General features: G+C 46.1%; 4 protein-coding genes. 1 reads left to right on the forward strand and 3 read right to left on the reverse strand.

The features are described from left to right. Positions 1-1065: molecular chaperone HtpG (htpG, locus tag PHU49_15420; protein MDD5245397.1), on the forward strand; the 1065-nt coding region annotated here is incomplete at its 5' end. Between the two features lie 275 nt (positions 1066-1340). Here the strand turns inward: htpG and dnaJ are convergent. The 3 genes from dnaJ to hrcA all read right to left on the reverse strand — a co-directional run. After that, positions 1341-2438, reverse strand: coding sequence for a molecular chaperone DnaJ (gene dnaJ / locus PHU49_15425; GenBank protein MDD5245398.1), 1098 nt, complete (start codon positions 2436-2438; stop codon positions 1341-1343). Positions 2439-2452: 14 nt separating this feature from the next. After that, positions 2453-3040, reverse strand: coding sequence for a nucleotide exchange factor GrpE (grpE, locus tag PHU49_15430; GenBank protein MDD5245399.1), 588 nt, complete (start codon positions 3038-3040; stop codon positions 2453-2455). A 9-nt stretch (positions 3041-3049) separates the two neighbouring features. Continuing rightward, a partial coding sequence (gene hrcA, locus PHU49_15435) for a heat-inducible transcriptional repressor HrcA (protein MDD5245400.1) occupies positions 3050-3977 on the reverse strand: 928 nt, incomplete at its 5' end.

A 3977-nucleotide genomic window follows, 5' to 3' on the forward strand; every position in this document is an offset into this window, starting at 1 on the left:
CTCCTCTATATCCCCTCGAGTGCACCGTATGACATCCTCTTCAGGGATTACAAGATAGGCCCGACGCTTTACGTAAAACGCGTGCAGATCATGGACCACTGCGAGGAGCTCATCCCGCCCTACCTCCGGTTCGTGAAAGGAGTGATAGACTCAACGGACCTTCCCCTCAACGTATCCAGGGAAATCCTCCAGCATAACAGGCAGGTTGAGATCATACGGACGAATATAACAAAAAAGGTCCTCGATACGCTCGGCGATATGAAAAAGGAGCAATACGAAGACTATGTCAAAATTTACAAAGAGTTCGGCAGGGTCCTCAAGGAGGGGCTCCACTATGATTTTTCGCGGAGAGAGGCCATAGCCGATCTGCTCCTTTTCCCTTCAACGAAAACCGGGGAGGGTATATTGAGGACTCTCGATGATTATATCAACGACATGAAGACGGAACAGGAAGCGATATACTATATCACCGGGACATCGCTCGCAGAGGTCCAGCATTCACCTTATCTCGAGGCATTCAGGGGCAAGGATTATGAAGTGTTTGTCATGCTCGACGATATTGATGATTTCGTCCTGAGCAGTTTCGAATATAAAGGAAAAAAACTGAAATCCATTACAAAGGGAGATATTGATCTCGACAAGACAGAAAAGACAGAAAAGGAAACGGCAAAAAAACAATACGAAAAACTCATAGACCTCATGAAAGACATATTGAAAGACGATGTAAAAGACGTAAGGCCCTCCGGTCGCCTGACGGATTCGGCCTGCTGCCTTGTTGCCGATGAGGGAGATCTGGATCCGCAGATGGAAAAACTCCTAAAGGCCATGGGTCAGGAGGTCCCTTTAAAAAAGCGGATCCTCGAGATCAACCCTGCACACCCGCTTTTTGCCTCAATGAAGGCGATCTTTGAGAAAGACGCAAAGAGCAGCACCCTCCATGATTTTATAAGGCTCCTTTACGATCAGGCCCTCATCCTTGAAGGGTCAAAGCCAAAAGATCCCGCAGCGTTTTCTAAAACAATTGCAAAGCTGATGGCGGAGAATATAGAGAAGGGCAGTTCATAGCTCATAGAAAACCGTATATCGTCGTTCGTATATCGTATATCGAGATTCCAAAAACCCGTGAGGCGTAAATCGTGAGGCGTCAGGCGTTAAAAAACCTAATGAAAAAGGCGCCACTGACCTGGATATTCTGCTTTCTGCTCTTCTCACCTTCTGCTTTTCTGCTAACCTAACGCCTTACAACTGACAAGATCCTTCTTAACCTTTCACCTTTTACATTTTACAGTGTTTCCCTCGTCGATATACGAACGACGATATACTGCCGTTTATGAGCTGCTCTATTCGAAGAATTCCATAAACTTTTCTTTGAACCCTTTACGCGTTTTCCCGCTGTCACTGACAAATTCTTTTGCAAGTTCTTCCATGAGCAGGCGCTGTTTTTCACTCAGCTGCGAAGGGATGATAACATTGAGGTAGACAAGCTGATCTCCCCTCCCGTACCCGTTCGATTTGGTTACGCCAAGCCCCTTGATACGGAAGACCTTGCCCGGTTGCGTGCCGGGTGGCATTGTGATCGTTGTTTCACCGTCTATGGTGGGTACCGTAAACTCTCCTCCGAGACATAAAAGCGGAAAACTGACATCAATCTGCACGGTAATGTCGTCGCCGGTGCGTTCGAAGACCTGGTGTTCGTTGACCTGCAAAACAACGTACAGGTCGCCGGGGACGGTGTCGCCAAACTGCTGCATCCCTTCCCCCCGCAGTTTTAACCTCATGCCCGTGTCGACACCGGGTGGGATCCTGACCTTGATCTTCTTCTTTGTCTTGATGCTCCCCTTGCCTTTGCAGGTTTTGCAAGGGTCCTTGATGATATGACCATCGCCGTTGCAATATTCGCAGGTCCTGTTTATCGTAAAAAACCCGTGACTCTGCCTGACCTGTCCCTTCCCCCCGCAGTGTTTACAGATCACAGGCCGGTGTCCGGGTTCTATCCGGGACCCGCCGCACACTGAGCATTTTTCCTCTTTGGGTATTTCTATCTCTTTTTCAATACCGAATACAGCCTCTTCGAATTCTATGGTGAGATTGTACCGTAGATCCTGCCCCTTCCTTTCCCTCTGTCGGGGGGAACCGAAAAAATCACTGAAGAGGTCGTTAAAAACGGTATCGAAATTCCCTCTGAATCCGAAATCAAAGACAGAACCCGTATCGTCTGCAGCGCCAAACCTCTCGTACCGGTATCGTTTTTCCGGATCACTGAGCACCTCATAGGCCTCGCTGATCTTTTTGAACATCTCTTCGGCTTCTTTATTGTCGGGATTTCTGTCCGGGTGGTATTGGAGCGCAAGCTTCCGGTAAGCTTTTTTTATCTCCTCATCTGTTGCGCCTTTTGAAACATTGAGGATTTCGTGGTAGTCTCGGTATTCCATTCGCATGAATCAACCTTATGTTACTGAATCTCTGGTTTTTTGGAAATAATTACCCTGGAGGGCCTTACTAATCTGTTGTTCAGCAGATAGCCTTTCTGAAACTCTGATATGACCGTATCGGGTTCCATATCCTCCTTTTCTTCCTGGTAAAAGGCTTCGTGGAGATTGGGGTCGAATTTCTTACCGGCAGCTTCGATCCTGGTAACGCCTGCCTTTTCAAGCACCTTGAGAAATTCATTCAAGGTCATCTTGACTCCTTCATAGATCCCTTTGTAATCTTCTGTCTTTGCCGTGTGGTCTAACGCCATCTCGAGGTTGTCCAGCACGGGTAATAATTCCTTTACCAGAACTTCGTTTCCAAATTTCAATGTATCCTGCTTCTCTTTTATTTTGAGCTTTTTGTAATTTTCAAACTCAGCCTGGAAATAGAGCATCTTTTCCTGAAGGGACTTTATAACCTCTTCCTTCTCTTCAAGTGCCCGTTTCAGTTCCTCCGTGGCGTCATCCTTCTTCCTTTTTTTCTTATGCTCTTCGTGCCTGCTTGTTTCCTGTCCTTCTTCTTTTTCTTCTGTTGCGCCGTCAATATTCCTTTTTTCCTTGTCCTCCATACCAGTCCCCTACATCATTCTCAGAATATCTGTAACCGTCTTCGCGGTATAATTAACAATCGGTATTATTTTCGAATAATTCATCCGGATCGGGCCTATCACGCCGAGGAAGCCGTAGCTATCTTCACCAATCTGATAGGGCGAGGAAATGATACTCATTCCCTGCATCTCTTTCATGTCATTCTCGTGACCTATGATAATGCTTATACCACTCTTCCGGAGACAACTATCCAGTAATTTAATCAGTTTTTCCTTCTTTTCCAGTGCCTGAAAAAGCTCTTTTAGTCTTTCGAGGTCAGAAAATTCCGGAACACCTATCATCTTAGATGTCCCCTCTATATAAACCTCCCGCTTATTCTTTTCATCAATGATCGTATCAAGGGTATCGCGAATCTTTGCATAGAGGTTGTTGAATACCTCCTTGTCCCGTCTCACGTCACCCAGTATGCCATCCCGCAAGACATAGAATGGAACACCACTGAACTTTTCATTCATATACCACTTCATATCGTTCAGGACATTAATGCCCAGTTCCTCATCGGTATGTACGATTCTCTTATGAACCATGCCTGAAGAGGTTATAAAGACGATAAGGATCGTATACTTTGATAATTTGACAAATTCAATCTCCTTGAAGAGCATCGTGTTCACTTTCGGCTCTATCACGATGCTTGTACACTGTGATATGGCCGCAAGCGTCTTCGAAGCGTCTTCCATGATCTCCTCAACGTACGAGTAACGGGGCCGGGCAAGTGATTCAAGTATCTTTAGCTCCTTTTTGCCGGGAACCGTCAGTGACGATAAACTATTTACGTAATATCTGAAGGCCTTGTGCGTCGGTATGCGCCCTGCCACTGCATGGGGTTTATAAAGAAAACCGAGCTCCTCAAGATCTCCCATGATATTCCTTATCGTTGCAGAGCTTACCTTGTTCTTC

The organism is Syntrophorhabdaceae bacterium (genome assembly GCA_028713955.1).
Taxonomy (GTDB): Bacteria; Desulfobacterota; Syntrophorhabdia; order Syntrophorhabdales; family Syntrophorhabdaceae; genus UBA5609.